The sequence below is a fragment of the Synechococcus sp. HJ21-Hayes genome, assembly GCF_024345835.1.
Taxonomy (GTDB): Bacteria; Cyanobacteriota; Cyanobacteriia; order PCC-6307; family Cyanobiaceae; genus Vulcanococcus.
Genome location: NZ_JAGQBW010000010.1, coordinates 39,985 through 61,718, shown reverse-complemented (window position 1 = coordinate 61,718; position 21,734 = coordinate 39,985). Strand labels below are relative to the sequence as shown.

The following is a 21,734-nucleotide window of genomic DNA, read 5'->3' as shown; positions in this document are numbered from 1 at the left end:
CAGCGTGACGGACCGCCAGCCCACCCCAGCCGATGGCCGCGTGCAACGCCCGTGGGGATGGTTCGAATGCCTCGGCAGCGGTGATGGCTATCTGGTGAAACGCCTCTGTATCAGGGCCGGCCAGCGCATCAGCTTGCAGCGCCACCATCACCGCAGCGAACACTGGGTGGTAGTGGCCGGCCGGGGCCAGCTGGAGTGCGACGGCCGGCGGGTCAGCGCGGCGCCCGGCTGCGTCCTGGCCGTGCCCTGCGGGACGGTGCACCGGGCCAGTGCCAGCGACGAGGACCTGGTGATCGTGGAGGTGCAGCGCGGCAGCCAACTGCGCGAAGACGACATCGAACGGCTGCAGGACGACTACAACCGCGTCCCCGCGCAGTGGTAATGTTTCTTCTCACCCTTTGTGAAGGGCAAGGCAGTTATTCACGGGTGTCTGCCGGCCTGTTGACGAAGGAATTCCCAGGCCCAGACCTAAACAGTGACCAATACTCCCTGCGAGAGCTTCAGCTACTCGGTGGATCTCAGCGCGGCTGAACTTCCCGCAACCCCCACCCAGGCCGAGGTGAACACCACCCTGATCGGTCCGATTGACGGGATCGAACCCACACCCGAAACGGGCGACGCGCCAGAGGTTGACGCCGAGACAGACAGCGAAGCCAAAGCCAATGGCTTTGCCGCTTTTGGCTTCGTGCCCGAACTCCTGCAGGCCCTGGAGGCCATTGGCTACAGCGAGCCCTCTCCGATCCAGAAGGCCGCCATCCCCGAGCTGATGCTGGGCCGCGACCTGGTGGGCCAGGCTCAGACCGGCACCGGCAAGACCGCGGCCTTTGCCCTGCCCCTACTGGCGGGTCTCGACCCTGACCAACGCACCCCCCAGGTGCTGGTGCTCACCCCAACCCGTGAGCTCGCCATCCAGGTGGCCGACTCGTTCAACAGCTATGCGGCCAAGATGCCGCACCTGCGCGTCCTGCCCATCTATGGCGGCGCCGACTTCCGCGACCAGATTGCCCGGCTGAAGCGGGGCGTGCAGGTGGTGGTGGGCACCCCTGGTCGGGTGATGGATCACATGCGTCAGGGCACCCTCAACCTCTCCGGGCTGCGCAGCCTGGTGCTGGATGAGGCCGATGAAATGCTGCGCATGGGCTTCATCGACGACGTGGAATGGGTACTGGGCCAACTTCCCGAGAAGCGCCAGGTGGTGCTGTTCTCAGCCACCATGCCGGCCGAAATTCGCCGCATCTCCCATCAATATCTGAACGATCCGGCAGAGATCACCATCAAGACCAAGGGATCGGACTCGAGCCGTATCCGCCAGCGCTACATCACCGTCAACGGTCCCCAGAAGCTCGAGGCCCTCAGCCGCGTGCTGGAGGCTGAAACCAAAGAGGGGGTGATCATCTTTGCCCGCACCAAGGCCATCACCGTGACGGTGGCGGAATCCCTGGAAGCCAAGGGCTACGACGTGGCCGTGCTCAACGGAGACGTGGCCCAGAACCAGCGCGAACGCACAATCGAGCGCCTCAAGAACGGCACCGTGGACGTGCTGGTGGCCACGGACGTGGCCGCCCGTGGTCTCGATGTGGACCGCATCACCCTGGTGGTGAACTACGACATCCCCTTCGATTCGGAGGCCTACGTGCACCGCATCGGCCGCACCGGCCGGGCAGGCCGCACCGGTGACGCCATCCTGTTCATCACCCCGCGGGAGCGCCGTTTCCTCAGTGGCCTCGAGCGGGCTGTGGGTCGTCCCATCGAACCCATGGAGATCCCCAATAACGCCACCATCAACCAGAACCGCCTCGACCGCCTGCGCCAGCAGCTCACCGCTGCCCTCGAGCCTCAGCCGGCGGACAGTAAGGGCGGCGAGGCCAAGGCCGAGGAGCGGGCCCTGCTCTCGGAAATCCTGCAACGGGTGGGCCAGGAAGCCGGTGTCACGGGCGAGCAACTCGCCCTGGCAGCCCTGCAAATGGCCGTGGGCGATCAGCCCCTGCTGGTGCACGGCGATGAGAACTGGCTGCGCCAGCAGCCGAGCAACCGCGACGGCCGGGTGCGCGGCGAGCGTGAGCGTCCCGCACTCGGAGGCCGCCGCGGCCCTCGTGACGAATCCGGCCCGCCGGAAGCCCACATGGACCGCTTCCGCATCGAGGTGGGCTGGAGGGATCGGGTCAAGCCTGGCAACATTGTTGGTGCCATCGCCAATGAAGCCGGTCTGAACGGCCGCAGCATCGGGCGCATTCAGATCTTTGACACCCACAGCGTGGTGGACCTGCCCAAGGGCATGCCCGACGAGGTGTTCCAAGGCCTCCGCCGCCTGCGGGTGATGAACAAGGAACTGCAGATCAGCCGCGTCTGAGTATCCCGGTCCGGGCCTGCAAACCAGGCCCGGATGATCAGCAGATCCACACCGATGGGGAGCGCTGACTCATCGCCCTCAGGCACAGAGCCGGGTCACATCACCGGTGGACACCAGGCTCAGCTGCTCCAGGGAGAGTCGCTCCATGGCCACCACCAGCCCCGGCTGGACAGATTCGGTTTCAGCAGCCACCAGGCTCTGCAGCAGATCGAAGTGATCCTGGGGAGCCAGCTCGCCATCGTCGCGCCAGGCCAGACTCCAGGGAACAGGTGCCGTCATCGGGAGAGCTCGGCAACGGGTGAGGATTTGCTGACAATGGGACAATAGGTGGGCCGGCGGGGGTTTCTTCCGCTTCCTTTCGCTGTTGCTTCAAGCCTTGTTACGGGACGGCCCCCAGAGCAGCCAGCGACGACAGGGACCTGTCATCCGCAGGGCTGTAAGGTGTGGCGTGATTCCAAGGCTCACAGGCTCCACTCGGAACCGCAGCATCCACGAATCAGTGTCCAGGTTCCGTTGAAGGAATGACCATTTACGTAGGCAACCTCTCGTTCCAAGCCGAACAGGAGGATCTGCTTGATCTATTCAGCCAGTACGGCGAAGTCTCCAAGTGCAGCCTGCCCCTCGACCGCGAGACCGGTCGTAAGCGCGGTTTTGCCTTCGTGGAGATGGCGAACGATGCTGATGAGCAAAAGGCCATCGACGACCTTCAGAACGTCGAATGGATGGGTCGGATGATCCGCGTTAACAAGGCCACCCCCCGTGAAGGCGGCGGCGGCGGCGGCGGTGGTCGCGGCGGCTACGGCGGCGGCGGCGGCAACCGTGGCGGTGGCGGCGGCGGTGGTTACGGCGGTGGCGGTGGCGGCCGTGGTGGTTACGGCGGCGGCGGCGGTTACGGCGGTGGTGGAGATGGCGGTTACGGTGGCGGCGGCAATCGCTGGTGATCTCCGGCGGACCTGAAGCGCACCACCAGCGCCCAGGTCCGTGCAGCAATCCTCCAAACCAAAAGCCCCGGGATGACGTTGGTCAGTCCGGGGCTTTCCAGTAGCTCAACGTGTTGATGGGCCGCCGGGCTCAAACAGCACCCTGGAGCTCCTCCACCTCCAGCAGATCATGCAGCTGATCGCGTTGCCACAGGCTGCGCCGCAGCTCAGCAACCGGATGGGTGGGCTGCAGCTCGCCTTCACGGGGCTCAGGCAAGGCGCTGCGCAGGGAACGGCGGCGCAACTTGGCGGTCCAGCGATGGAATCGGTGGAACGATCTTGAACGCGTCATGGACAGCTCCTTGTGGAGACCCCATCGGTCTACCGCAGCTGAGGAGCTAACAACAGAGGACAAACAACAGCTTCACAATTCTCTCCGAACAAACCCGTACTTACACCTATGGGCGATAGACCTCGACCGAGGCGATGCTGGTGTCAGGTCTAGAGAGGAGCCAGAGATGGACACCACTCCACCCCAGCAGCACAGCTGAAGCTGAGCATGGTTCAGTGATCCGATTCAGGCGATCCCGTTCCAGCATCAGAGCCGGCTAGGCCGAAGGGTTCGAGCTCTATGGCGCAGCATCCAATCAGCATCCAGCTGGCGGAGAACCTGCGAACGCTCCCGTGGCTCTGTCGAGCCGTCGAACCATCCCAGGCCTCAAGCCCATTCAGTCCCATCGACCATCCTCGTCCCAATCGGGAATCCAGATTCAGAGGCCACGTCTAAGTTCCAAACCCAACAACCCTCAACACGCTTACATCAGGAATCAACGCCCGGATCAAACCCTGCTCATCTGAGTCGCGTCATCCACTCATTGCGCCACAACGGTTCAACAATCCAAGACTCCCTAAGCCAGCCCCCCCGGGGCTGGCTTCTTAAATGGCGGCATGAGCGACACCTCCAACCCCAACGACGCACTGCAGCGCCTGCTGCGCACCCTGCGCCCCCATCGCCGCCTGGTGTGGCTGGCCACCGCCTGCTCGGTGCTCAACAAGCTGTTTGACCTGGCCCCGCCGGTGCTGATCGGCCTGGCGGTGGACGTGGTGGTGCAGCAGAACACCTCCTGGCTGGCGGCCCTGGGCTTCACCACCGTGCCGCTGCAGCTGGGGGTGCTGGCTGGGCTCTCCTTCCTGATCTGGAGTGCCGAATCTCTTTTCGAATACCTCTACGCGCTGTTGTGGCGCAACCTGGCCCAAACCGTCCAGCACGAGTTGCGCTTGGAGGCCTACAGCCATCTGCAGCAGCTGGAAATGGGCTTCTTTGAAGCCAGCAGCAGTGGCCGGCTGCTCACGATCCTCAACGACGACATCAACCAGCTGGAGCGATTCCTCGACCACGGGGCCAACGAGATCCTGCAGCTGATCACCACGGTGCTGGCGGTGGGGGGAGCCATGGCCTGGCTCTCGCCGTTGGTGGCGGGGGTGTCCTTCCTGCCCATCCCGGTGATTCTGTGGGGATCGCTCACCTTTCAACAACGGCTGCAGCCCCGCTACCGCGACGTGCGGGACCGCGCCGGCGATCTCGCCAGCCGCCTGGCCAACAACCTGGGGGGCATGCTCACGATCAAGAGCTACGCCGCAGAGACATGGGAAATCGAACGGCTCTGTGAGCAGAGCCAGGCCTATCGGCGCAGCAACGGGCGAGCCATCCGTCTCTCCGCGGCCTTCATCCCATTGATCCGTTTCGCCATCCTGTTCGCCTTCCTCGCCATCTTGGTGATCGGCGGCCTACAGGCCTGGCAAGGCGGAATCGCCGTAGGCACCTACAGCTTCCTGGTGTTCATCACCCAGCGCTTGCTGTGGCCCCTCACCACCCTGGGGCGCACCCTGGATGACTACCAGCGGGCCATGGCCTCCACCCAGCGGGTGCTGGATCTGCTCGATACCCCCATCACGATCCCCGGAGGCCACAGGCCCCTGCCCCTACACGACGTGCGGGGATCCCTGGACTTCCGCAGCGTGGGGTTCGCCTATGCCGGCCGCTCCCCCCTTCTGAAGGACTTCAACCTCACCGTGCCCGCAGGCAGCACCATCGGCATCGTGGGGGCCACCGGCTCCGGCAAGAGCACCATCGTGAAACTGCTGTTGCGGCTCTACGAGGTGCAACAGGGTGAGATCTGCCTGGACGGCCTGCCCATCCGCGAGCTGGAACTGGCAGACCTGCGCCGCGCCATCGGCCTGGTGAGCCAGGAGGTGTTCCTGTTCCATGGAACCGTGGCCGAAAACATCGCCTACGGAAGCTTTGATGCCTCCCGGGCCGCCATCGAACAAGCCTCCCAACAAGCCGAAGCAGCACGGTTCATCGAGGCACTGCCCCAGGGGTACGACACCGTTGTGGGAGAGCGAGGCCAGCGCCTGTCCGGTGGTCAGCGCCAGCGCATTGCCCTGGCCCGAGCCATTCTCAAGAATCCACCGGTGCTCATCCTCGATGAGGCCACCGCTGCGGTGGATAACGAAACCGAAGCCGCGATCCAACGTTCCCTGGATCTGATCACCGCCGACCGCACCACGCTGGTGATCGCCCATCGCCTCTCCACAGTGCGCCATGCCGATCGGATCGTGGTGATGGAGGGGGGCAGGATCGTGGAGAGTGGCCGCCATGAGCAGCTGATCAACAGCCAGGGGGCCTATGCGCGGCTCTGGCGCGTGCAGGCGGGCCTACGGGAAGGGGAAGTCCTCAGCCTCTGAGCCCCCCCAGGGAGCAGAACCGACCTGCCATGGCGAGAGATCACTACCGGGTTACGCCCTGCTGCAGGCACGCAGGCTCCATAGCGTTCAGGGACTGATTCCCCCGCCTGATTGCACCCATGGATGCGATCAATCCCTGCCCCGACGCCATCAGCTTTCGCGCCCTGGCCACTCTCCACCAGCACGCCCTGGTGGAGGCCGATGGAGCCCGCCAGGAGCAACGCAACGGACCTGCCCTGCAGGAGCTGCAAGGCCTGCTTGAGCAGTATGGCCAGCTCAGTCAGCGGCTCCTCGCCGCACTGAACGCGCAAGCGCCAGCCCTCAAACAGCAGCGCAGTGCCAGGCAACTGATGGCCCTGGGGGCCTTGCAAGCCCACCTACACATGGGCCTACGGGCCCTCGCCGCCAGTGAGGACTAGGGCCCTTCTGATGTCCCTTGGCCTCGCTGTGTCAGTCTGGCCAGCCGAAAAACTGACCGTCAGCTAGGGCGCGCAGTTCAGCAAGTCAAGAGGCATGAAATAAGTTTTGAGAATGAAGAGTCCCGCCCTGAAGCCCCCCGGGAGGCATCGCCCCGACGAGCGAGGGCCTGTGCTGCTGGCCATTGCCGTGGGGCTTGGGGGCGGGCTGCTCCTGGCGGCACCGCTGACTGAGCTGCTCAAGGGCGATCTCCTGGGTCAAACCCGGCAGATGGCGAACCCCTTCAGCAGCTGGACAGGTTTGGGGGACCGGGAAGTGGTGATCCTCGGCACCGACGTGGGCGGCGGCAATACCGATGTGATGTACACCCTGCAGGTGAAGGACGGTGTCAGCAAGCTCACCCAGGTGCCCCGGGACACCTACATCGACTCCAGCAGCTTTGGGCCACTCAAGGCCAATGCCCTCTATGCGATGGGGGGGCCGGAGGCCGTCAAAAGCGAACTCTCCAAGCACCTGGGGCGGCCCGTGGAGCACCACATCCTGGTGAACCTGTCGGTGATCCGTCGCCTGGGTGATGCCCTGGGAGGCCTAGAGGTGGACGTCCCCAAAACCATGTACTACGTGGACAACAGTCAGGGGCTCAGCATCGATCTCCAACCGGGTCGGCAACGTCTGCAGGGCCGCGAGCTGGAGGGTTTCCTGCGCTTCCGGCACGATGAGATGGGCGACATCGGCCGACTCGATCGCCAGAAACTGGTGCTCAAAGCCCTGTTTGAGCAGATCACCCGACCCGAAAATCTGGTGCGCCTGCCGGCCCTGCTGGCCACTGCAGGCAAGGACCTCAAGACCGACCTGGGGCCGATGGAGATCGGCGGTCTGATCACCGCCATGGGGGGCACGCAGTTGAACACTGAACGGCTGGGGGGCCGACCTTTCATGCGTGATGGCATCTCCTACTGGGAGGCGGAGTGGCCAGTGGCTGCCGGAGCAGCCGCAGCCAGCGGCGGCGGCGAGCGCTACAAGTTCCTGTTCTGATCCCGATAGGCCCCTGGCACCAGCACCAGGAACAGCCACCACCACACCAGTACCCCCAGGGCTACCGGCGCCGTGATCCACCACACCCGCAACAGCCACCAGGAGCCAACCACGGCGCTAATCCCCGTGAGCAGGATCGACCAGGGCTGACACCACCAGGGTTTCTCGGCCCACAGGCTCGCCGGCGTGGCCGCTGGATCGGGCTCAGCCATGGGGCGGTCCTCCGTTGTGATGGCCGTTTCCATGCTGAGATAGCACCACCAGAGCCAGCAACAGCGCCACGGCAGCCAACAGCGGCGTGGAGGCAGCCACCGTGACCCCCAAGGCTGCCGTGAACCAGATCGAGGCAGCACTGGTAAGGCCATGCACCTGCGGAGTGCTGTGCCCCCGGCGGCCGGAGCGATCCACCAGGATTTCGCCAGCCCCAAGGAAACCGATACCGGTGGCGACCCCCTGAATCACCCGGCTGCGCGCCTCGGGATCAGGGCCGGCCGCCAACACCATCAAGCAAGCGCTAAGCCCCACGAGCACGTGCACGCGCACGCGATTGGGCTGGGGTTCGCTGAAGTGTTGGGCACGGTTGTAGCCCACCGCCATGCCGCACAGCACGGCCAGACCCATGCGCAGCAGGGCCTCCAGATCAATCGTGATCGCCGGCACCCAGCTCACGACACACAGACGCGGCGTGGCTGGCCCCCATAAGCTCCTGACAGCTGATCGTTGCCGCGGCTCGTGCAGAACCTGTTGCTGCGCAACAGCCTGAAGTTGTTCGTGGCCGTGTTCATCACAGCGGCAATCGCCTCCTGGACCCAGCGCATTCAGTTTCTCTGGTATCCGCTGATGGCGGTGGTGATCGTTGTGGACGACAACGACGAGCACACCCTTCAGGCCGCCACCAGCCGCATCCTTGGCACCGTGATGGGGGGGCTGATCACCTTCATGGTCCACACCATGTTGAGCGGCTGGATCGGCGTACTGGTGTCGTTGCTGCTGATGATTCCGGTGCTGGAAAGGCTGCGCTGGCAGAGCGCCTTGGGCACCGCCGGACTCACCAGCGTGATGTTTCTGATGCTTCCCAGCCATGCGGCCCTGAACTGGGATTACGTGTTCAACCGCGGCCTCGACACTGTGGTGGGCTGCGTGGTGGCCATCGGGGTTGGCCTGCTCTTCTGGCCCCGTAGCAGCATCACCGAACTCACAGCCGCCGATCGCCGCCTGCGAACGCTGCTGCAGACCCAGCTGCAGGCCTACGGCGACTGGCTCGGGCAACGCGGATCCCGGCCCCAGCCGCTGGATCCAGCGCCGCTCAGCAACGACCTCCAGCGCATGGAGCAACTGGTGGCCCGAGAGCGCAGCGGCCCGCGCCATCAAGCCCTGCACCAAGGCGGCTGGGAGCGACGGCTACGGCTGTGGCAGCTCGCCCACTTTCACTGGATCGCCTGGGAACGCCTGATGGCCGGGCTGCCAGAGCAGCGAAGCCCGCAGGCCGAGCAGCTCCGCCAGATGGTGAAGGACCTGCAACGGCAGCTGAGCGGAGTACCTAGGCCCACCCCAGGGCGCCAGCCGCAGCGCTGGCAACAGCTAGCCCAACAACTACAACTGCCGGTGCTGCCGCTGCTGGCCCTGGCCGAGGAAGGCCGCCCGCTGCATGCCTGTCTGGGGGGGTTGAACCGGATGGCACCGCCGTGATCAACCGCAATGCCCTGCGCACGGCCCTCACCGCAGGGCTCGGCAACGCCTTCGCGAGCCTCTCGGGCGTTGAGTTCAGCCAATACGTGGCCCTGGCGGTGCTGGCGGTGTCCACCGGCACCTACGGAGGAGCCCTGGCCCTCGGGCGCCAGCGCCTGCTGGGCACCGCGCTCGGGTCGGTGCTTTTGCTGATCGGCTACGAGGGCTTGCGGGGTGTGCCGATGCCACTCGCAATCGCCATCACCCTCGGCGCCCTGCGCCTGCTGGGCGGGCTACTGAAGCTGCAGGTGGGCTACAAGGTGGGCGGCATGATCATTGTGATGGGCTGGCTCGTGCACGAGGGCGGCCTGGCCACCTGGATCCCGATCCGCTTCTTCTGGACCTCCTTCGGGGTGCTGATCACGCTGCTGGGGCTGCGGCTGTTCTGGCCGGCCCGTGGGTTGGACATCAGCCTGGCCCTGGTGGCCGACCTGTGCGGCCAACTACAACGCTGCTACACCGACCTGGCCGCCACGGTGGATCCCGCTATGGCAGGCCAGGGGGCCGAACCGGTGACCATCCACGGCTACCGGGCCCTGCGCAACCGACTCATCGCCATCCGGCAGCAACGGCCCGTGCTCCAGCAGGAACTGGGCACGCTGCCGGAGCGCCATCCCGCAACCCTGCTGATGGCCAACTTCGACACCAGCGCCTCCCGCTTGATCACCATGGTGGGCGGCATGGTGCGGGAGGCGCCCACCCGCCAGGATCCCCAGCTGGTGCTGCAGCTGCACCGGGCCGAAGCGGAGCTGCTGCGGGCCATGGCCAACCAGCTCGGCCTATGGAGCCAGCAGATCCAGGCTCGCACGGGCCTGCCTGAGCCTCCGCCAACGGGCCTGCAACTTCCCGAAAGCTGGGAGCAGCTGGGCGAGGAACTCAGCAATCCCACCGCCAACACGGCCTCCCTGCAGCGACTGGAGCGCATCGCCAGCCGGCTGATGCTCTGCCGCCAGGCCGAGCAGGCCATCCGCGATGGCGAAGCAAACTGGGCGGCAATTCTGCGAAGGGCCTGAACCAAGCAATGGCCCTCCTCAGCCAACTGCTGCAACAGCGTCACGCCTACTACCGCGCCCTGCTCGCGGTTGAAGTGATCGGCCTGGTGAGCCTGCGCGGCCTTGAAAACGCGCCACGGCTGGTGAGCGTGATGTACCTGGTGATCTCCGGCGTGGCTGTGCTGCTGGATTCACCTTTGCTGCCGCAAAACAGGCTCAAACCAACAGAAAACGAGTCAATCCCCCAGCGGCTGGAGAACCGGCTACGCAAGGCTTTGCGCCGCCGCAAGGTGGTGGTGATCGCCTGGATGCTGGCGCTGGTGATCGAGGTGATCTGGCAGGTCGCGCTGGTGTTCAACCCGGCGCTGGCCGTTCAGCTCAGCGTGGCGCATCTGGTGATCTGGCTGGTGCTGATGCTCCAGCTGCTGTGGGGGGTGATCACGGCCCTGGCCGAAGAACCGCTCTTCAACGGCGACCTGATCATGGGCGCGGCGGCGGGCTATCTGCTGGTGGGATTCACCGGTGGCATCGTGCTCAATTCCCTGCTGGTGCTCGACCCGGCGGCCTTCAACCTGGCAGCCCATGGCCAGGCGCTGCCCGATGCCATCGGCCATGCGCCGGCCATGCTGGGCGCGGCCTTTGCCAGCCTCACCACCATGGGCAGCCCGGTGCTGAAAGCCGGGAACCTCACCAGCCTCACTGCCAGCGTGGGCATCACAATCGTGGGCCAGCTGTATGTGGCCATCCTGATCGCCGGGGTGCTGGGTAAGCCAAGGGCGCTGGGCCAGCCGGACCAGCCCGTTGCCGCCCCTGAAGCTGAACACCCCCAAGCCAGAAGAGCCATTGCACGCAGCAGATTGAGGCTTCCGAGGCGCTGACCTGCATCACCGTGGCTCTGCGCAATCGTGCCCTTGCTCTGTTGTGGCTGGGGATCAGCCCAGCCCACTTGGCACAGACTGCCCTGGCCGCTGCACCGGCACTCCCGCCAACAGTCCAGCGCAATCCCACCACCACCACCACTGGCCAGTTGGAGCGCAGCTGGCGGCGCCTGGACAAGGAATTACGAGCCCTCGACCAGCTGCTCCCGAGCGAGCCCGAGCCTCCGGTGGGCAACGTGCTCGCCACGCCGCAGCTGCCCGCCAATCTGATCCGGGCCAACCAACCAGCCAGCGGCCCGATTCAACCCGCCGATGCGGTGGCCAGCCCCCCGCTGGATCTCCCCACCCCCCAGCAACTCCAGGCCGGCAGCGTGGCCAGCCTGAGCCTCGAACAGGCCCTGGCCATCGCTTTTGCCAACAGCGCCACCCTGCAGGCCCAGCGCGAGCAAGTGGCCGCAGCCCTGGCCAGCTTCCAGGCCTCCATGGGCAGCTACTGGCCCACCATCAGCGCTTTTGCCACGGGCGGCTACGAGGGCAGCCGCAGCAGCACTACCGCGAAACAACCCAACAACAACCTGGGGTTGGGACCACTGTTTGCCCCCCAAGGGCTGCTCACGTCCGGGCCAAACGGCACACCCGTTCCCACCGCGGGGCCTTTTTACGTCCCCAATGGCGGTTCCGCGGCGGTCAGCTCTGGCGAGTGGGGCCTGGAAGGCGGCCTGCAGCTCAACTACGCCCTGCTCGACTTCGCCCGCACACCCACGGTGCGCGCGGCGCGCGCCGCCCTGGAGCAGCAGCGCAACACTTACGCCAACCAACTGCGCTCTCTGCAGCTGCAGGTGAGTGAGGCCTACTACCAGCTCCAGCAGGACGAGCAGCTGGTGCGCGTCTACGACGCCAACGTGCGCAACGATCTGGTGCTCCTGCGGGACAGCCTCGACCTCAAACAGGCCGGCCTGGTGCCCAGGCTCGATGTGTTGCGGCGCCGCGCCATCCAGGCTTCGGATGAAGAAACCCTGATCCAGGCCCTGGCCGACCGGGCGGTGGCACGCCGCCAGCTGGCGGTGCTGCTCAACCTGCCCGCCAGCGTGACCCCCAGCCCCAGCGACCCAATCGTGGTGCAGCCCCGCTGGCCCCTCGATCTGGAAACCAGCCTGCTGGCGGCCTATCGGGGCAATCCCGAACTGGAGGCGATCCTGGCCACGCGCACGGCCCTCAGCCAGCAAAGCCAGGCGACCGCAGCAGGTCTACTGCCAAAACTCTCCCTGTTTGCCAGCGCCGGTGGCAGCAGCTCCCAAACGAGTGTGGGCAACTTCGCGATCGCTGGAGGGGGCTGCTGCGGCTCCACCGCCCTGCCTCTCTCCAGCACCAGCGGTGGGGACTGGTCGGCGGGACTCACCCTCACCTGGCTGCTGTTTGATGCCGGCACCACGGAAGGTCAGGCGCGGGCCCTGGCCAAGCGGGAGGCGGCCGCAGCGCAGCAGTACGCCGCCAGTCGCAACGACATCCGCCTGCGGTTGGAGCAGGCCTTTTTTAACCACGAAGCCAGTCTCGCCAAGCTCAGCTCCGCCCGCCGCGGGGTGGCCGCCGCCCTTGAGGCCTTCCGCGACGTGCGCCTGCGTTATCTCACGGGCCTCGACAGTGAGCTCAATCTCTCCAACACCCAAGACCGACTGATCAACGCCCTGGTGCAGCGGATCAACGCCACGGTGAGCGTGAACATCACCTACGCCAAGCTGTTGAAGGAACTGCTGCCGATGCCGCGTGATCCCAATTTGCCGATCCAGCCACAGCTGCAGCTGAGCAGCCGTGCCACAGCCCAACCCTGATCGGGTCCAACCCCATGGTTGTCGCCCTGCCCTCCCTGAGCCCCCTCTGGCGCAACAGCCTGCGGATCTGGCTAGCTACCACCCTGGTGATCGGGATCATGCTCTGGGCCGGACGCAGCCAGGTGCTGGGGCTGGCACTGGTGATGGCGGTGTTGTTCGTGAACGAGAACGACCTCACCCCCGCCCGCAGCATCGGCCAGATGGTGGGCGGCGCCTTGATCGGCATCCTCACCGCGATGGTGTTGCATGAGATCTCCACCAGCTGGGTGGTGCTGGGCATCGCGTTGCTGGTCACCGGTGTGCTGGTGCGCAACCTGGGGCTGCTCAAGGGCCTGAGCACGGGGTACCTGAGCTGTTGGGCCCTGGAACTGATGCACCACGGCAAGCAGTTCAACTGGGCGCTCATCTTCAACATGGCGCTCGCGGTGGTGGTGGGGATCCTGATGGCGCAGATCGCCACCTGGGCGCTATGGCCTCGGCGACCTCTGCAACAGCTGCCCGCCCTGGAAGCCAGGATCGCCGGCCAGCTCAGCCAGCAGATCAGCGCGATGCAGCAGTGGTTAGGCACAGGCGGGTCGCCCCCTGCGGCCCTGCGCTCACAGGATCTGCTGCCCAGCATTCAGCTGTTGCAACAGCTGCGCGACCACAACCAGGGGCTTCCCATGCCCGCTCACACCAAACACTTGCTATCCCGCTGGGCGCAGGCCGGCAGCCTCTGGCGCCACGTGTTGCGCCAGTGGCTGCTGCTGGAGCCGCTCCTGCGGCAGCTGGCCACACCCCTGCCGACAGAGAGCCCCCAGCCGCTACTGCTCAGCTCGCTCGCCGATCTGGTAGGGAGCCTGCAAGCCCAGCCCACCACGGCTCCAGTGCTGGGCCCTTCGAGCCCGGCGCAGCGTTGGCTGGAGGAAGCCGGACATCTAGGCGCCCCCCAGCCCCTGCTGCTGGCCATCGGCCAGCAGTGCCAGGACCTGCAACAGCTGCTCCACAGCCGAGCCCTGCTGCAGGCCTCGCTGCAGCAGCGGTTGGAAGCAAGCCAATGACCAGCCCAGCCCTGCGGGACGGCCTGCGCCTCGCCGCCACCGTGACGGTGGTGAACGGCTTCGCCAGCCTCACCGGCCTGCCCTTTGCGCTCTACGCCTCCCTGGCGGTGCTGAGCGTCACCGTGGGCAACTACGGCAACACCCTCGAACTCGGCCGTCAGCGCCTGGTTGGCACCGCAGTGGGAGCCGTGGTGGTGTTCTTCGGCTACCGGGCCTGGGGGCATCTGCCCCTGGTGGTGGCTCTGCCGCTGGCCCTGCTGCTGGCCCGGCTGATCGCCGGCTCGTTGCGGCTCACGGTGGGCTACACCGTGTGCTGCTTCGTGGTGGTGATGGGCTGGCTGACCCACGACCAGCAGCTCGACAGCTGGATCCCGCTGCGGTTGCTCTGGACTGCGTTCGGCATCCTGATGGCCCTCCTCAGCCTGCGCCTGTTCTGGCCCACACGGGCCCGGATCCAGCAGCGTGAGGGGCTTCTCCAGCTGCTGGTGGACCTGGGTTACACCCTGGAGGGCGTGGCCGGTCACCACCCCGAAGCCAGCCAGTCCAACGCCCAACGGCGCCGCGAACTGGCCCAACAGCTGCGCCGTCTGCGTATCACCCTGCTGAATCTGCGCGACCAACGCCAGGCTGCACTGCTGGAGCTGGGCAGCCTGGCCTCCCAGCATCCTCTGGCCCGGATGTGGGACCTACTCGATCAGGCCTGTGAAGCCCTGATCCTCGATCTCGATGAGCTGCGACGCCTGCAGACACCCGACTGGCAGACCTGGGGGCTGCAGGACAACGCCGTTGCAGGGGCGAATTTTGTGGAAGCCGTGGCCCAGAGGCTGCTGCTCTGGCAAGAACACCTGCGCAGTTCCTTCCAACTGCAGGCACCGCCGAGCTCCCCCCGGCCCGCCCTGCCGCTGGAGGTCTTGCAGACCCCGGACGCGCTGGCGGCCTACCAACGGCTCACCCCCGACCAGCTGCAACGGGTGGCCTCGAGCCTGGTGGTCCTCAACCGCATCGATCACACCCTGGCGAGCACCGAACGACAATGGCGAGAGCTGGTGGCCTGAGCCTTCAGGGATTGGGCCGTGATGACCACCAGCGCTCGATCCGATAGAGCAGCACCACCACCAGCACCACCAGCCAGAACCACAGTTCAGGTGGGTTGGCGTTGAACAGAATCAGCAGCAACACCACCTCGCTCACGAGCCAGGGGAACTCCTGGCGCAGCAAGGGGTTACGGATTTGAGACAGCGACCAGAACTTCACAGGGCGGCTCATGGCGTGGTGTTGGGCTGGCGCAGGAAGGGCAGGTTCCAGCGCTGATCAATCCAGGGCGTGCGGTAGCCACCGGTGAGGGAACGCAGGCCCGGAATCACGTAGCTGATCGGCGAGCGCCACTCGACGTAGGCGTGGGTGGACACCGTGAGTCCATCGCGGATCGGGAACACACCGCTACCCCCCGAGAGAGTCCAGCGATAGCCATCCACGCTGGAGGGATCCCGCTCCAGCTCGATTTCACTGCGCATCACCGGCCCGTTCTTCGTAAGCGCCTGGGCCAACTGCGCGTTACCGGTGGTGGTGGAGATGTCGTCTTCGGTGGCGGGCAGGGTGAGCACCTGCGTCACTTTGCCCACGATGCCGCCAAAGCGGCCGCGCTGGTTCCACTGCGGCACCACCTCCACGGGCAGCCCCAACGGCAGACGGCGGGCATCGGCGGGCGCGAAGTAGGACACAACCCGCAGCGGGCGGTCCTTGGCGCTGGGTTGCTCAGGCCGACCGATCGTGCCCAGCCGCTGGCCTGTGCCCACGGTCTGGCCGGGGATCACCTGCAGATCCAACACCGTTCCGTCCCGGTCGGCATGCACCTTGCCGTCGTAACCGATCTTGGCCTCCGTCACCTGGATCTGACGCTTGAGGTCATCGATCTGATAGCGACGCTGCAAGGCCTGGGTTTCGATGGTGAGCTTGACCTGCTGGTAGTTGGTCACCACATTCCTCTCGTTGATTTTCACGTCATCGAGATTCACGCTGGTGCTGGTGAACCCCTGCTCCGCGGACACCACCTCAGAAGACAGCGGGGCCACTACCTCGCGCTGGGCCAGCCAATCCAGGTTGCGAAGTTTGCTGGAGTACGTCGATTGCAATTCGCCGTAGCGACGGCGATCGTCGGCAAACTTGGCCAAAGATGTGTCCAGAGCGCGCTTCTCGGTAAGCAGGCGCAAGGCATCGCGCTCATCGAGCCGGGCGTTGTGCCGCTCCAGTTGGCGTAGGTTGCCCCGCTGCTGGTCGAGCTGACGCTCCAGAACGGGCAGATACAGCTGCATCAGCACCTGGCCGCGCGCCACCGGCTGCCCCTCCTTCACGAACACCTCTCGCACTTGGCCGCCGGCACGAGCGTTGAGGATGCCGGCGTTGTTCGGGTAAATCATCACGCCCATGCCTTCCACTTCGGTGGGCACAGGCCAAAACAGGGCCCACAGCACCAGAACGCCGCTAACGCCGGCCAAGGTCACACCCACCTGGTTGTGATCGCTCAGCCCCTGCCAACGGGCCTGGGCCCGCCGAAGCGGCTGGCGGTGGGCGGGCTCCGGTGGGGCGGGCGTGGATTGCGTCATGGCCATCATCGTTACAGGAATCAGCTGAACCTGTCAGCCCCCGCCTGATCCGGCAGCCAGACGCCCAGCTGCCGCAGTCGCCGCGTCGCGAGGGCCGCCAGGTGGCTCCCCGACACCAGGGACTGAGCCAGCAGAGGCGCCAACACCGGCACCTGGCTGAACCCGGCACTGAACCCGGTGAATACCCACAACCCTGGGGATCCCGGCACCGGACCCACCAGGGGCACCCCCGTGCTGCAGAAGGCCACGGCCGCCTGGCGCAATGGGCCCGGCAGCGGTGCCAGGGGCACTCCCCACGGCTGCGCCGCCAACCCTTGGCGCAGCTGCTCCTCCACCTCACCAGGCGGCGGGGGCGTACCCAGCTCCAGCCCCGGGCGCACCAGGGTGTGCTGGCCCAGCAGGGCCCCCTTCCCCCAGGGCACCAAGCCGGCATCCACCAGCCACTCCGGCCGCTGCAGGCCGGCAGCGCGGCGCTCCAGGGCCACCCGATCAAAGGCCGCAGGCAGCCAGGCAGCGGGGCCGGCGAGGAGGGCTGGGTAAGCCTCCAGCTCCAGTACCGCCGCCCAACTGCTGCGCAGCCCCTGGGGCAGGGCCGGCCAGAGCTGGCGGCAATAGGCGCCCGCCGCCAACACCACCTGTGCAGCCTGCAGGCTAGTGCCATTGCTCAACCACAGCTCCCAACCGGCCGCTGGCTGGCTCTCCAGCCGCTCCACCCATGCGGGCTGACAGGCCACGCCTGCCGCCGCCAACACCTGGGGCAGCCGGGCAGCCAACACAGAGGAATCCACCTGGGCGAAGGGGAGGGGCCACCAGGCACTGGCCGCCCCCAAGCCCGCAAGACCACCGTGCAGCCGGAGCCGCCGGGGCCGCCAACCCAACGCACCATGATGGCGCTGCAGGCGACGCCAGCGGCGCGATGCTCCCGCCGCCAACCTGGCTAGGGAGGTGGGGGCCAGGGGCCAGCCCGGCAGGGCGCCATAGCTGATCGCCGTGGCGGACTGCACGCCAGCAGAGCCAGAGATGGCCGGCGGAGCCTCCACCACCGTGACCGCCACGCCCTGTTCCCGCAGGGCCAGGGCCAGCAATCCTCCCGCCAGGCCACCGCCGATCACCAGCACGCCCGGTGCGGGCGGCGCCATCAGATCTGCAGGGTGAAGGAGGAAATCACCTGGTGGAACAGCAGCTTCACCTTGGGCCAACGGGCCTCATTGGTGCTGGCGGCCAGGGTGTAAAGCCGCCCGCGATCCACAACAACCGTGGCCAGTTCATGGCGATCCCGGTCGTTGAGATGAACGGTGTATTCGAGGTCGTAGAAGGTACGTCCCCCGTCTTCACGCTCCGAAGCCTCCACGAGTTCGGCCTCCCGACCGCTGCCCTCGGGGGCAATCACCACTCGGCGCAACTTCTCGCCCACCGCCACGGCACTGCCGAGGTCCTCGAGGTTGTTGGTGGCATTCACATCCGAGATCACCAGGCTGAGGGTCTCGTCGCTGTTGATCAGGTCGTGGAACACCACCTGGGGGCCATCGCTCACCTGCACGCGGGTCCAGCCTGTGGGATACAGGAAGGCGTAACGGCCATCGGGGCTCTGGAAGGAATTCAGGCCCGCCGCCGCAGCGCTGCAGCCGGCGAGCACCACCGCCAGCGCGAGGGCCACCAGGGAACCCCAGCCACGCGGCAATCGGTCGCGAAGGAAGGCCATGGCGAACAGGAACAGCTGTGTTGGCGCATTCTCCCGTCCCGGCAGCCTGGCCGGGCCCATCGAGGCCCCCACGCCAGAAGCGCTGGGCTGAGATCGAGCGGGAGCCGCGACAGGTGCGCTTTCATCAGCTGCTCCAGGGCTCCTTCGGCTTCCGGCTGCTGTTGGCGTTCGTGCTGGAGGCCGGCAAGCGCCGCCAGCGGGACAACATCGAGGCCTTTGAGGTGATCCTGACCTGTCAGCAGGCCTGCGCCAAAGCGCCCTGGAGCTGCTCACCACCTCAGGGCTCTAGCTCGACGGCCTCGACCTAAGCCAGGCCAATCTCGATGAGCTGGATGCCGCCCATGGGTAATGGCGAGAGATGAACCTTCACCGGACGAGCCTGCGCGGCGCCAATCTGCGGGGCGCCATCACCGACGGGGTAGAACTCACCGGCACCCGACTGGAGAGGGCGACCCTGGACGGTACCAGCCTCTCCACAGCCATGCGGGACGCCTAGATTTCCGCCACCTGCACCCGGCCCCTGAGCGGCTTCACCCGCCCCCTGGCCCGACTGATCGATCAGTTCGAGCGCCTGCCAGGCATTGGCCCGCGCACCGCCCAGCGGCTGGCTCTTCACGTGCTGCGCCAGCCCACCGAGCAGATCCAGGCCTTCGCCGATGCCCTGCTGGCGGCCCGCAGCCAGGTGGGCCAGTGCACCCGCTGCTTCCATCTCTCCGCCGATCCGCTCTGCGAGATCTGCCGCAATGAATCGCGCCAAACCGGCGTGCTCTGCGTGGTGGCCGACTCCCGCGACCTGCTGGCACTGGAGCGCACCCGAGAGTTCAAGGGCAGCTACCACGTGCTCTGCGGGCTGATCTCGCCGATGGATGGGGTGGGCCCTGAGCTGCTGCAGATCCAGCCCCTGGTGGAGCGGGTGGATCGCGATGGCATTGAGGAGGTGATCCTGGCCCTCACGCCCAGCGTGGAGGGTGATACCACCAGCCTCTACCTGGCCCGGCTGCTCAAACCCTTCACCCTGGTGAGCCGCATTGCCTATGGGCTGCCGGTGGGCAGCGAACTGGAATACGCCGACGAGGTGACCCTGGCGCGGGCCCTGGAGGGGCGCCGGCGGATGGAATGAACGCGTGAAACCGCGCCAGAGCCGCTACAGCACCATCGCGCCCACCGAGCGGCTGCCGGATTGGCTGCGCTCGCCCATCGGCAACGCCAGTGCCCTGGAAGCCGTGCAGGGGGTGGTGAAACAGCAGCGGCTGCACACCATCTGCGAGGAGGGCCGCTGCCCCAACCGCGGCGAGTGCTACGCCGCCGGCACGGCCACCTTCCTGCTGGGGGGGCCCATCTGCACCCGCAGCTGCGCCTTCTGCCAGGTGGACAAGGGCGAAGCCCCGGCCCCGTTTGATGCCGCCGAAGCCGAGCGGGTGGCCGAAGCCGTGCTCAGTCTCGGCCTGCGCTACGTGGTGCTCACCGCCGTTGCCCGCGATGACCTGGCCGACCACGGCGCCGGCCTGTTCACCGGAACCATGGCCGCCATCCGCCAGCGCAACCCCCTGGTGGCCATCGAAGTGCTCACGCCCGACTTCTGGGGCGGCCATCACGATGAGCAGGAGGCCATCGCCGCCCAACGCCAACGGCTGGAAGCCGTGCTGGCGGCGGAGCCGGTGTGCTTCAACCACAACCTGGAAACCGTGGAGCGGCTGCAGGGGGAGGTGCGGCGCGGCGCCACCTACCGCCGCTCCTTGGGGCTGCTGGCAGCCGCCCGCGAACTGGCCCCGCAGATCCCCACCAAATCAGGCCTGATGCTGGGCCTGGGGGAGCGCTTTGAGGAGGTGGTGCAGGCCATGGGAGATCTGCGGGCCGTGGATTGCCAGCGCCTCACCCTGGGCCAATACCTGCGGCCCTCCCTGGCCCATATCCCCGTGGATCGCTACTGGACACCCGAGGAGTTTGAGGAGCTCGGCGCCATCGCCCGTGAGCTGGGCTTCGCCCAGGTGCGCAGCGGCCCGCTGGTGCGCAGCAGCTATCACGCCGGCGACTGATGCCGCTCCAGCTGCCGCCAGGCCCGCGTCAACCCCTCGGTGCAAGCGCCGCGCATCAGCAACCCGGCTCCACCCCAAACCAACCGCAAGGGGAGATCAGCGGCCGCGGCTCCCACATCACGCACGGGAGTGAACCCCAACCGCTGGAAATAGCGCACCAGATGGCGGTGCTGCTGCTCGTGGTCGCGGATCGCCAGCAGGCGTGCCGAGCGGCAGGGGGTGGCCTCTAGGGCCCAGGCGAAGGTGGCTGCCCAGATCAGCGCTCCCACCCCCTGGGTGCCCTCCCCCTGCACCCGCATCGTGTCGAGCTGCAGGCCATCGGCCAAGGGCAGGGCCCAGCCCTTCAGCTCCCCCAGCAGCAGAGCATGCTGCCCCTGCCGCGGCCGCGCCACCACCACCCGCAGCGTCCGCAGCCCCAGCGGCTGCCTCACCTGCAGGCGCAGCAACAACCCTTGCGCCGCGGCCCGCTGTTCGATCTCAGCCAGGTTGGGCAGGGTCATGGCGAAAACGGCTGGGCCAGCAGGACTGCCTGCAGGGGCAGCGATCCATACAAGTGCGGAAACAGCTCGCCGCTGCCGGGCGCCGGCTCCTGGCGCACGGGCCGGCCGGCGGCGGCCAGTCCCTGGGGATCGATCGTGAGCAGGAGCAGTTCGCCAGCGGGCACATCGCCATAGAAGCGTGCGGCCGTGGCCGCCAGCTGATGGGCGGCACTGAGGTGGATGAAGCCCACCTCCTCCAGGGAGCGGCCGCGGGTAGAGCGGGCATACACGCCGTCGCGGCGCGCGCTGGCCCACTCTGGCCGCAGCGCCAGGTGATACATCCAGCCAGGGGAGCGCCAGGGGGAGCGATCCGTCCAGGGGTCCGCCATCACGGCAGCCAGCTCCGGCGATGCCAGGAACCGCGCCAGCCAGGCCTGCAGGGAGCCCAGGTCCGCCGCCGCATCAAAGCCCTCGGGATCAGCCAAGCGGAACTGGCGCACGAACGGCAGCAGGGCCCAGTCGGCTAGGCAGGGGCGATCACCCAACAGCCAGCCGCCCCGCTGCAGCCTCTCACTCCAGGCGCGCAGGATCGCCAAGGCCGCCGCCCGGTGCGCGGGGCGCTCGGCCAGGCCTGCGTTGCCAAAGCGGTCGGGATATTTGAAGCAATCGAGATGGTGCTTGAAGGGGCCGTCGTTCTCAGCGATCAGCTCCGTGATCAAGGCGACTTCGGGGGCAGACCACCCCGCCAACCAGCCCTGGGGATCCGCCTGCTCCAGGGCCCAGCCCATGATCGCCAGGCTCTCCACTAGCACCCCGCCATCTGGCAACACCAGCACCGGCACCGTGCCCTTGTCGGAGGCCTCCAGCAGCTCCGGCGGCTTCGCCTTCAGGGCCACCTCCCGCAGCTCCAGATCGCAGCCGGGCTGGAGGCCGACTGACGCCAGAGCCAGCCGCGCCCGCATGGCGTAAGGGCACCG

Annotated in this window: 26 protein-coding genes; 16 read left to right on the top strand and 10 right to left on the bottom strand. The window is 66.9% G+C overall.

What is annotated here, in order from left to right; genetic code table 11:
- Positions 1-4: 4 nt before the first annotated feature.
- Both KBZ14_RS09430 and KBZ14_RS09425 read left to right on the top strand, forming a co-directional pair.
- The gene (locus tag KBZ14_RS09430; RefSeq protein WP_255118073.1) at positions 5-382 is read left to right on the top strand and encodes a phosphomannose isomerase type II C-terminal cupin domain; all 378 of its coding nucleotides are present in this window, start codon (positions 5-7) and stop codon (positions 380-382) included.
- 93 nt (positions 383-475) lie between these two features.
- Positions 476-2,350, top strand: coding sequence for a DEAD/DEAH box helicase (locus KBZ14_RS09425; protein WP_255118072.1), 1,875 nt, complete (start codon positions 476-478; stop codon positions 2,348-2,350).
- 78 nt (positions 2,351-2,428) lie between these two features.
- Here KBZ14_RS09425 and KBZ14_RS09420 read toward each other — a convergent pair whose 3' ends face one another.
- Complete coding sequence (locus tag KBZ14_RS09420; protein ID WP_255118071.1) at positions 2,429-2,629, bottom strand: hypothetical protein; 201 nt, start codon at positions 2,627-2,629, stop codon at positions 2,429-2,431.
- A gap of 242 nt (positions 2,630-2,871) precedes the next feature.
- Between KBZ14_RS09420 and rbp the strand changes: the two genes are divergently transcribed.
- Positions 2,872-3,291, top strand: a complete 420-nt coding sequence (gene rbp, locus KBZ14_RS09415) for an RNA-binding regulator (RefSeq protein WP_255118070.1) — start codon at positions 2,872-2,874, stop codon at positions 3,289-3,291.
- A gap of 130 nt (positions 3,292-3,421) precedes the next feature.
- On the opposite strand, the gene KBZ14_RS09410 is transcribed toward rbp, so the two are convergent.
- Positions 3,422-3,574 carry a hypothetical protein gene (locus KBZ14_RS09410; protein ID WP_255118069.1) on the bottom strand — a complete coding sequence of 51 codons (153 nt, stop codon included), beginning with the start codon at positions 3,572-3,574 and terminating at the stop codon, positions 3,422-3,424.
- A gap of 644 nt (positions 3,575-4,218) precedes the next feature.
- Between KBZ14_RS09410 and KBZ14_RS09405 the strand changes: the two genes are divergently transcribed.
- The 3 genes from KBZ14_RS09405 to KBZ14_RS09395 all read left to right on the top strand — a co-directional run bounded on the left by KBZ14_RS09405 (position 4,219) and on the right by KBZ14_RS09395 (position 7,470).
- Entirely contained in the window at positions 4,219-6,018 is a 1,800-nt protein-coding gene (locus KBZ14_RS09405; protein WP_255118068.1) for an ABC transporter ATP-binding protein, read from the top strand.
- A gap of 119 nt (positions 6,019-6,137) precedes the next feature.
- Positions 6,138-6,437: a hypothetical protein gene (locus KBZ14_RS09400; RefSeq protein WP_255118067.1), complete on the top strand. Its 300-nt coding sequence runs from the start codon at positions 6,138-6,140 to the stop codon at positions 6,435-6,437.
- A 112-nt stretch (positions 6,438-6,549) separates the two neighbouring features.
- A complete protein-coding gene (locus KBZ14_RS09395; protein ID WP_255118066.1) occupies positions 6,550-7,470 on the top strand; it encodes an LCP family protein in 921 nt (306 codons plus the stop codon).
- Here the strand turns inward: KBZ14_RS09395 and KBZ14_RS09390 are convergent.
- Together KBZ14_RS09390 and KBZ14_RS09385 are read right to left on the bottom strand one after the other, a co-directional pair.
- Positions 7,452-7,682, bottom strand: a complete 231-nt coding sequence (locus tag KBZ14_RS09390) for a DUF6737 family protein (protein WP_255118065.1) — start codon at positions 7,680-7,682, stop codon at positions 7,452-7,454. The two genes, KBZ14_RS09395 and KBZ14_RS09390, sit on opposite strands and share 19 nt — an antisense overlap.
- On the bottom strand, positions 7,675-8,130 hold the full coding sequence (locus KBZ14_RS09385) for an MgtC/SapB family protein (protein ID WP_255118064.1): 456 nt from the start codon (positions 8,128-8,130) through the stop codon (positions 7,675-7,677). Before KBZ14_RS09385 ends, KBZ14_RS09390 begins: the two co-directional genes overlap by 8 nt.
- Before the next feature lie 60 nt (positions 8,131-8,190).
- Here KBZ14_RS09385 and KBZ14_RS09380 point away from each other — a divergent pair, with 60 nt between their 5' ends.
- Genes KBZ14_RS09380 through KBZ14_RS09355 form a run of 6 tightly spaced genes read left to right on the top strand, consistent with a single transcriptional unit; the run spans position 8,191 to position 14,992 of the window.
- Positions 8,191-9,159: an FUSC family protein gene (locus KBZ14_RS09380; protein ID WP_255118063.1), complete on the top strand. Its 969-nt coding sequence runs from the start codon at positions 8,191-8,193 to the stop codon at positions 9,157-9,159.
- Positions 9,156-10,211: an FUSC family protein gene (locus tag KBZ14_RS09375; RefSeq protein WP_255118062.1), complete on the top strand. Its 1,056-nt coding sequence runs from the start codon at positions 9,156-9,158 to the stop codon at positions 10,209-10,211. The genes KBZ14_RS09380 and KBZ14_RS09375 overlap by 4 nt, the downstream gene beginning before the upstream one ends.
- An 8-nt stretch (positions 10,212-10,219) precedes the next feature.
- Positions 10,220-11,068 (top strand): hypothetical protein, encoded by an 849-nt coding sequence (locus tag KBZ14_RS09370; protein ID WP_255118061.1) that lies wholly within the window; start codon positions 10,220-10,222, stop codon positions 11,066-11,068.
- Positions 11,069-11,079: 11 nt separating this feature from the next.
- Positions 11,080-12,897: a TolC family protein gene (locus KBZ14_RS09365; protein WP_255118060.1), complete on the top strand. Its 1,818-nt coding sequence runs from the start codon at positions 11,080-11,082 to the stop codon at positions 12,895-12,897.
- 14 nt (positions 12,898-12,911) lie between these two features.
- Positions 12,912-13,937, top strand: a complete 1,026-nt coding sequence (locus KBZ14_RS09360; protein WP_255118059.1) for an aromatic acid exporter family protein — start codon at positions 12,912-12,914, stop codon at positions 13,935-13,937.
- The gene (locus tag KBZ14_RS09355; protein WP_255118058.1) at positions 13,934-14,992 is read left to right on the top strand and encodes an FUSC family protein; all 1,059 of its coding nucleotides are present in this window, start codon (positions 13,934-13,936) and stop codon (positions 14,990-14,992) included. The genes KBZ14_RS09360 and KBZ14_RS09355 overlap by 4 nt, the downstream gene beginning before the upstream one ends.
- A 4-nt stretch (positions 14,993-14,996) precedes the next feature.
- Here the strand turns inward: KBZ14_RS09355 and KBZ14_RS09350 are convergent, their stop codons facing one another.
- The 4 genes from KBZ14_RS09350 to psbP are packed head-to-tail and all read right to left on the bottom strand — an operon-like array spanning position 14,997 to position 18,242.
- Positions 14,997-15,203: a hypothetical protein gene (locus KBZ14_RS09350; protein WP_255118057.1), complete on the bottom strand. Its 207-nt coding sequence runs from the start codon at positions 15,201-15,203 to the stop codon at positions 14,997-14,999.
- A complete protein-coding gene (locus KBZ14_RS09345) occupies positions 15,200-16,540 on the bottom strand; it encodes an NHLP bacteriocin system secretion protein (RefSeq protein ID WP_255118056.1) in 1,341 nt (446 codons plus the stop codon). Before KBZ14_RS09345 ends, KBZ14_RS09350 begins: the two co-directional genes overlap by 4 nt.
- A 20-nt stretch (positions 16,541-16,560) precedes the next feature.
- Complete coding sequence (locus KBZ14_RS09340; RefSeq protein WP_255118055.1) at positions 16,561-17,679, bottom strand: FAD-dependent oxidoreductase; 1,119 nt, start codon at positions 17,677-17,679, stop codon at positions 16,561-16,563.
- Positions 17,679-18,242 carry a photosystem II reaction center PsbP gene (psbP, locus tag KBZ14_RS09335; RefSeq protein WP_255118054.1) on the bottom strand — a complete coding sequence of 188 codons (564 nt, stop codon included), beginning with the start codon at positions 18,240-18,242 and terminating at the stop codon, positions 17,679-17,681. Before psbP ends, KBZ14_RS09340 begins: the two co-directional genes overlap by 1 nt.
- A 20-nt stretch (positions 18,243-18,262) precedes the next feature.
- Here psbP and KBZ14_RS09330 point away from each other — a divergent pair, with 20 nt between their 5' ends.
- From KBZ14_RS09330 to lipA, 4 genes are read left to right on the top strand one after another with little or no spacing between them, the layout of a single operon-like run.
- Positions 18,263-18,550 (top strand): hypothetical protein, encoded by a 288-nt coding sequence (locus KBZ14_RS09330; protein WP_255118053.1) that lies wholly within the window; start codon positions 18,263-18,265, stop codon positions 18,548-18,550.
- Positions 18,551-18,600: 50 nt separating this feature from the next.
- Entirely contained in the window at positions 18,601-18,738 is a 138-nt protein-coding gene (locus KBZ14_RS09325) for a pentapeptide repeat-containing protein (protein WP_255118052.1), read from the top strand.
- Positions 18,739-18,792: 54 nt separating this feature from the next.
- A complete protein-coding gene (gene recR / locus KBZ14_RS09320; protein ID WP_255118125.1) occupies positions 18,793-19,362 on the top strand; it encodes a recombination mediator RecR in 570 nt (189 codons plus the stop codon).
- Positions 19,363-19,366: 4 nt separating this feature from the next.
- Positions 19,367-20,278, top strand: a complete 912-nt coding sequence (gene lipA / locus KBZ14_RS09315; protein WP_255118051.1) for a lipoyl synthase — start codon at positions 19,367-19,369, stop codon at positions 20,276-20,278.
- On the opposite strand, the gene KBZ14_RS09310 is transcribed toward lipA, so the two are convergent.
- Together KBZ14_RS09310 and KBZ14_RS09305 are read right to left on the bottom strand one after the other, a co-directional pair.
- Positions 20,263-20,778: a hypothetical protein gene (locus KBZ14_RS09310; protein ID WP_255118050.1), complete on the bottom strand. Its 516-nt coding sequence runs from the start codon at positions 20,776-20,778 to the stop codon at positions 20,263-20,265. The genes lipA and KBZ14_RS09310 overlap by 16 nt on opposite strands.
- Positions 20,775-21,719, bottom strand: a complete 945-nt coding sequence (locus KBZ14_RS09305; RefSeq protein WP_399210942.1) for a DUF952 domain-containing protein — start codon at positions 21,717-21,719, stop codon at positions 20,775-20,777. The genes KBZ14_RS09310 and KBZ14_RS09305 overlap by 4 nt, the downstream gene beginning before the upstream one ends.
- Positions 21,720-21,734: the final 15 nt, after the last annotated feature.

Coding starts and splice junctions, on each gene's coding strand:
- KBZ14_RS09350 (WP_255118057.1), bottom strand. CDS start 15,203: ATGAGCCGCCCTGTGAAGTTCTGGTCGCTGTCTCAAATCCGTAACCCC.
- KBZ14_RS09370 (WP_255118061.1), top strand. CDS start 10,220: ATGGCCCTCCTCAGCCAACTGCTGCAACAGCGTCACGCCTACTACCGC.
- KBZ14_RS09360 (WP_255118059.1), top strand. CDS start 12,912: ATGGTTGTCGCCCTGCCCTCCCTGAGCCCCCTCTGGCGCAACAGCCTG.
- KBZ14_RS09305 (WP_399210942.1), bottom strand. CDS start 21,719: ATGCGGGCGCGGCTGGCTCTGGCGTCAGTCGGCCTCCAGCCCGGCTGC.
- psbP (WP_255118054.1), bottom strand. CDS start 18,242: ATGGCCTTCCTTCGCGACCGATTGCCGCGTGGCTGGGGTTCCCTGGTG.
- KBZ14_RS09390 (WP_255118065.1), bottom strand. CDS start 7,682: ATGGCTGAGCCCGATCCAGCGGCCACGCCGGCGAGCCTGTGGGCCGAG.
- KBZ14_RS09310 (WP_255118050.1), bottom strand. CDS start 20,778: ATGACCCTGCCCAACCTGGCTGAGATCGAACAGCGGGCCGCGGCGCAA.
- KBZ14_RS09395 (WP_255118066.1), top strand. CDS start 6,550: ATGAAGAGTCCCGCCCTGAAGCCCCCCGGGAGGCATCGCCCCGACGAG.
- KBZ14_RS09325 (WP_255118052.1), top strand. CDS start 18,601: ATGAACCTTCACCGGACGAGCCTGCGCGGCGCCAATCTGCGGGGCGCC.
- KBZ14_RS09340 (WP_255118055.1), bottom strand. CDS start 17,679: ATGGCGCCGCCCGCACCGGGCGTGCTGGTGATCGGCGGTGGCCTGGCG.
- KBZ14_RS09355 (WP_255118058.1), top strand. CDS start 13,934: ATGACCAGCCCAGCCCTGCGGGACGGCCTGCGCCTCGCCGCCACCGTG.
- rbp (WP_255118070.1), top strand. CDS start 2,872: ATGACCATTTACGTAGGCAACCTCTCGTTCCAAGCCGAACAGGAGGAT.
- KBZ14_RS09400 (WP_255118067.1), top strand. CDS start 6,138: ATGGATGCGATCAATCCCTGCCCCGACGCCATCAGCTTTCGCGCCCTG.
- KBZ14_RS09345 (WP_255118056.1), bottom strand. CDS start 16,540: ATGACGCAATCCACGCCCGCCCCACCGGAGCCCGCCCACCGCCAGCCG.
- KBZ14_RS09405 (WP_255118068.1), top strand. CDS start 4,219: ATGAGCGACACCTCCAACCCCAACGACGCACTGCAGCGCCTGCTGCGC.
- KBZ14_RS09420 (WP_255118071.1), bottom strand. CDS start 2,629: ATGACGGCACCTGTTCCCTGGAGTCTGGCCTGGCGCGACGATGGCGAG.